At 72.0% G+C, this 4,878-nt stretch carries 8 protein-coding genes; 2 read left to right on the forward strand and 6 right to left on the reverse strand.

The annotated features are described in order from the left end of the window. From FDZ70_06315 to FDZ70_06340, 6 genes are all read right to left on the reverse strand, one after another. The coding region (locus FDZ70_06315; protein ID TLM76768.1) for a hypothetical protein at positions 1-416 on the reverse strand (416 nt) is incomplete at its 3' end. Then, positions 406-1,209: a 16S rRNA (uracil(1498)-N(3))-methyltransferase gene (locus FDZ70_06320; protein TLM76769.1), complete on the reverse strand. Its 804-nt coding sequence runs from the start codon at positions 1,207-1,209 to the stop codon at positions 406-408. The genes FDZ70_06315 and FDZ70_06320, both read right to left, overlap by 11 nt. Before the next feature lie 13 nt (positions 1,210-1,222). After that, positions 1,223-2,338 carry a J domain-containing protein gene (locus FDZ70_06325; protein ID TLM76770.1) on the reverse strand — a complete coding sequence of 372 codons (1,116 nt, stop codon included), beginning with the start codon at positions 2,336-2,338 and terminating at the stop codon, positions 1,223-1,225. After that, entirely contained in the window at positions 2,335-3,384 is a 1,050-nt protein-coding gene (hrcA, locus tag FDZ70_06330; protein ID TLM76771.1) for a heat-inducible transcription repressor HrcA, read from the reverse strand. Before hrcA ends, FDZ70_06325 begins: the two co-directional genes overlap by 4 nt. A gap of 71 nt (positions 3,385-3,455) precedes the next feature. Continuing rightward, positions 3,456-3,851 carry a hypothetical protein gene (locus tag FDZ70_06335; protein TLM76772.1) on the reverse strand — a complete coding sequence of 132 codons (396 nt, stop codon included), beginning with the start codon at positions 3,849-3,851 and terminating at the stop codon, positions 3,456-3,458. Between the two features lie 153 nt (positions 3,852-4,004). After that, a complete protein-coding gene (locus tag FDZ70_06340; GenBank protein ID TLM76773.1) occupies positions 4,005-4,343 on the reverse strand; it encodes an ArsR family transcriptional regulator in 339 nt (112 codons plus the stop codon). Between the two features lie 134 nt (positions 4,344-4,477). Here FDZ70_06340 and FDZ70_06345 point away from each other — a divergent pair, with 134 nt between their 5' ends. Both FDZ70_06345 and FDZ70_06350 read left to right on the forward strand, forming a co-directional pair. Next, on the forward strand, positions 4,478-4,759 hold the full coding sequence (locus tag FDZ70_06345; protein TLM76774.1) for a ribbon-helix-helix protein, CopG family: 282 nt from the start codon (positions 4,478-4,480) through the stop codon (positions 4,757-4,759). Further along, a partial coding sequence (locus FDZ70_06350; GenBank protein ID TLM76775.1) for a type II toxin-antitoxin system VapC family toxin occupies positions 4,756-4,878 on the forward strand: 123 nt, incomplete at its 3' end. The genes FDZ70_06345 and FDZ70_06350, both read left to right, overlap by 4 nt.

The raw sequence follows: 4,878 nt of genomic DNA on the forward strand, positions 1-4,878 counted from the left end.
GTATGTGACGTCGCCGGCGACGTCGCATGTGACGCCATCCCGCCGGAAGGCTCTCGGTGGTCCGGACCCGTGGCCGCCGCCTCCGCGGTCACCACCGCCAGCCGCGTCTTGTCGCACTCGACCACCACGCGCGGATCGAGCGCGGCGAACTGCGGCCCGCCTATCACCGCCGCGCACCCGGTCACCACCACCGGCCCTGCGCACTCGCGCAACGCGCGATGCACCGCCTTGCGGACCTTGTGGTCGGCCTCGGCGGTCACCGTGCAGGTGTTGATGATGACGACGTCGGCGTCGGCGGCGCGCACAGCGACCTCCCACCCGGCACCGAGCAGCTCGCCGAGCACCGCTTCGGACTCCGCGCGGTTGACCTTGCAGCCGAGTGTGACGAACGCGACGCGCGGCGCGTCAGGCGCCACCGAGGCCCCCGAGCTCGTGCAGCACGAGCGCGAGCGCGACGACCGCCGCGGTCTCCGAGCGAAGCACGATCGGCCCGAGCGTGCAGGTCACGGCGCCCTCGGACTCGAGCAGCGCGACCTCGCCGTCCGTCAGGCCACCCTCGGGACCGACGACCACGGCGACCACGCCGGCATCGCCGGCATCCCGGGCCTCTTCGGCGCTCCTCGGGTTCGTCGGAACGATCGTTCCGAGCGACTCAAGGGCGCCCCGAACCCCCCGGGCGCCCTCGCCGGCTTCCTCCCACGGCACGAGCACGCGCGTGCACCCGGGCAGTGCGTCGCGCACGAACGACAGCTCCACCGGGTCGGCCACGTACGGCACGAACGCGCGGCCCGACTGCTTCGCGGCCTCCTCGGCGATCCGTCGCCACCTGTCGCCGCGCGCGCGCAGCTTGTCGCCCTCGAGCCGCACGACCGTGCGCTCGGTCAGCACCGGCACCACGCCCGCCGCGCCCACCTCGACCGCCATCCGCACGGCCAGGTCGGTGCGCTCGCCCTTGCACACGCCGCACACGAGCCACACGTGCAGGCCCGATTCGCCGGGAAGCTCGCCCACGACCTCGACACGCATACCCGCGGCGGGCTCCTCGGCCACGCGCGCCGCCAGCACGCGCCCGCCCGGCTCCACCGCCGCGATCTCCTCGCCGGCGCGCAGGCGCAGCACGTCGCGAGCGTGGTGAAGATCGCGGTCGGAGAGCGGCAGGACGCCGTCGTCGCCGACCGGGCCGGTCAGGAAGAAGCGGTGGCGCGACATCGCCTCGGCCGCCCTACCCGCCGAGCCAGTCGCGCACGCGCTCCATCACGGTCGCGCGCTTGGCGTCGCCGAGCGTCTCGGACAGCTCGGTCAGCAGCTCCTTCTGGCGCTTCGTGAGCTTGCGGGGCACCTCGACTGCGAGGTGGACGTGCAGGTCGCCGTGGCCCGAGCCGTTCGCATGCGGCATCCCGCGGCCCCGCACACGCACCGTGTCGCCGTGCTGGGCGCCCGCGCCCACGTGGACCGTCTCGTCGCCCCAGATGCCACAGGCGGCGACGTCTGCCCCGAGCGCGGCCTGCGTCATCGTGAGCGTCAGGCGGCAGTGCAGGTCGTCGCCCTCGCGGTGCAGATACTCGTGCGGAGCCACGCGCACCGTGACGATGAGGTCGCCGCCGCGCGCGTTGCGCACGCCCGCCTCGCCCATCCCCGGGACGCGCAGGCGCATGCCGTCGCGGATGCCCGCCGGCACGGTCACGCGCACCATGTCGTCGCTGCGCCGGCGGCCGACGCCGCCGCACGCGGTACACGGCTTGTCGACGATCACGCCGGTCTGCCCGCACCGGTCGCACGGTGACAGCGACTCGAACGTTCCGAGGAACGTGCGCCGCGAGGTGCGCTTGCTGCCGGTGCCGGCGCAGTCCGGGCAGGTCACGACGCTGCCACCCTCCGCCGCGCCGCTACCCGCGCACGTCTCGCACCGCGCGTCGCGCGCGATGCGCAGGTCCTTCTCGGCACCGTGCGCGGCCTCCTCGAGCGTCACCACGAGCTGTGCGGCCATGTCGCGGCCCTCGCCGCTGGCGCGCCGCGGCGCACCGCCGAACCCGCCGCCGAAGAACGCCCCGAACAGGTCGTCCATTCCCACCGAGTAGAAGTCCCCGCCGGTCCCGGCGCCCGCGATGCGCGGGTCGGCCGTGCCGTAGGTGTCGTAGATGCGGCGCTTCTCGGGGTCCGAGAGCACCTCGTACGCCTCGCCGACCTGCTTGAACGCATCCTCGGCGCCGTCGTGGTCCGCGACGTCGGGGTGCGTCTCGCGGGCCTTCGCGCGGTACGCCTTCTTGATCTCGTCAGGGCTGGCGTCACGCGAGACGCCGAGCACCTCGTAGTAGTCGGTCTCCGGCGGCGGCGTCACGCGCGGCCCCGGTCCTCGTCGCGCGCCGGCTCGCCGAGCGCGTCCGTCAGCCCGTCGGACACCGCGCGCACCGACGCGATCGCGCGCGGGTAGTTCATGCGCGTCGGGCCGATGACGCCGACGATGCCCTCGGACTCCCCGCCGCCGCCGTAGTTGGCCGCGACCAGGCTCACGTTGCCGAGGTCGTCGCGCGGGTTCTCGTGGCCGATGCGGACCACGACCCCGCTGTCGCGCATGACGCCCGAGAGCGTCTCGAGCAGCGCCACGCCGTCTTCCAGCAGCGCCATCAGCGGCCGCAGCGAGTCTGCGCCGGCGAACTCGGGCTGCTCCAGCAGCGACGCGGTGCCGGCCTGGCGCACGCGGGCGCGGTCGGCCTCCATGAGGCAGTCGACGACCTCGTCCATCACGCGCGCGGCGAGCGCGGCGCGGACAGCGTCGAGCGTGAGCCCCTCGCGGCGCAGGCGGACGTGCTCGGCGAGCGTGCCGTCGAGCGCGTGGTTCAGGGCCGACTCGACCACGCGCAGGTCATCGCCGGTCGCCTCGGCCTCGAGGTCGATCATGCGGTTGAGGACCTGGCCGGTGTCGGTGATGACGACGACGAGCGCGCGGCGCGGCGCGAGCGAGACGAGGTCGACCTTGCGGATGCGCGCGGCCGAGGCTGCGGGCGTGAGCACGACGGCGACGTAGCTCGTGAGGCGCGAGAGCAGGCACGCGGTGTCGCGCATGAGGTCGCCGATCTCGGTGGCGCCGTGCACGAAGCGGTCGTGGATCGCGGAGATGTCGTCGCGCGACAGCGAGCGGCTCGTCGGCGACATCGCGTCGACGTACTCGCGGTAGCCGACGTCGGTGGGCACGCGCCCGGCCGAGACGTGCGGCTGGAAGACGTAGCCGGTCTCCTCGAGGATGGCGAGCTCGTTGCGCACAGTCGCCGGGCTGCAGCCCAGCTCGTAGCGCTCGACGAGCACCTTGCTGCCCACCGGCTGCGCACTGCGGATGTACTCCTCGACGAGCGCCGCGAGGATGCGGCGGCGGCGTTCCGTGTTCATGGGGGAAGTCGCACCTCCGGGTTGGCACTCTACCACAGCGAGTGCCAGCGGGAGCGCGGGAGTGCTAGCGGTCAGCCCGCTTCTGCGAGCCGCTTCAGTCGCCCGACGATATCCGGGTCAACCTCATCGCCCCTCGCCCATGCGTCCAGCGCGTTCCAGTCGATCGGCTGGCGCCTCGCGACCATGATCGCCTGATCGAACGACGGGTTGTCCCTCCAATGCACGTACGCGGCCAAGCGGTCCATGACGCACTGCGTCGGCGTGACCACGCGCAGCGGTCCGAAGGGTGTCTCGACGGTACACGCATCTTCATCGCGAACGACCGTCTGGCCGAACGCGAGCGGACCCGAGGGGAACTCGACGTAGTAGTCCGACTCGGGATGCTCGAACTGGCGCGCGCCCGGCGTGCACGCGAAGCCGAGTGGTTGGATCGCCGCGGCTATCACCGAGAGGCGCTCGGATGTCACGAAGTCGAGATCGTGGCTCTCTCGTTCTCGCTGTACAGGGCGACCGCGGCACCGCCGGAGAGCGTAGCGGGGATGCCGGCGGATTGGAGCGCCTGGCTCACGAGCGCGGCGATCTCCTGCGGCGTGGTGCTCCGGTCGATCGCTGCCATCACATCAGCTCCTCTTCCCCGTTCGGCGCGGCCTTTGCCGCTGGCGATAGTATGCGTTCGCCTCGGCCTCAGGCAGCGAGGCGAGTTCTGCTTGCAGGAACGGGCGGAGATTGCGAACGGTGGGGTTCCGCGGGTCGAACTCGAACACGCGGGCACTCCCGACCATGCGGCTCACCAGCACGCCGCACGCCTCTAGTCGTCGCAACTGCCGCTGGATCGAGCTCACCGCGACGCCGTAGGTGTTGGCGATGCGCAGCGCGTGCCCTGAACCGTACGCCTCGATGAACAGCAGGACCTGCGCTGCTGAACGGTTGCCGAGCACGCCTTCGAGAGCGGGGGTCATCGTAGCCTCCAATGTACCGCGTTTCGCGGTAATGTTACCGCGTTGTGCGGTAGTTCGCAAGATCAGGGTCGACCCGCGAAGCTACCCAGGTACTTGCATACCCCTTGGTATGCATGTGTGGTATGCTACCCCCAATGACCGAGCGGATCACCATCACCCTGCCCGACGGACTCGTCGACGAGCTCGACGGGATCGCGCACGCGCGCGGGCTGTCGCGCTCGGCCGTGATCCGCGAGGCATCAGCGCGCTACGTCACCCAGGAGAAGGCCGGCGACGAGGCCGCGCGGCGGCGCAAGGCCGGCGAGGAGTTCCTCGCGTTCATCGACGAGCTCCAGAAGCAGCCGGTGCTCGACGACCGGCCCACGCTCGAGATCCTCCGCGAGGCCCGGGAGACCTCGGGCGAGGCGGGACGATGACCGGCGACCTGCTCGTGCTCGATGCGTCGGTCGGGGTCAAGTGGATCAAGTCCGAGGCGGGTTCCGCCGATGCCCGTGAACTCGCCGACGCCCACTCCCGGGGGGCGATCACCCTCGTG

Source organism: Actinomycetota bacterium (assembly GCA_005774595.1).
Classification (GTDB): Bacteria; Actinomycetota; Coriobacteriia; order Anaerosomatales; family D1FN1-002; genus D1FN1-002.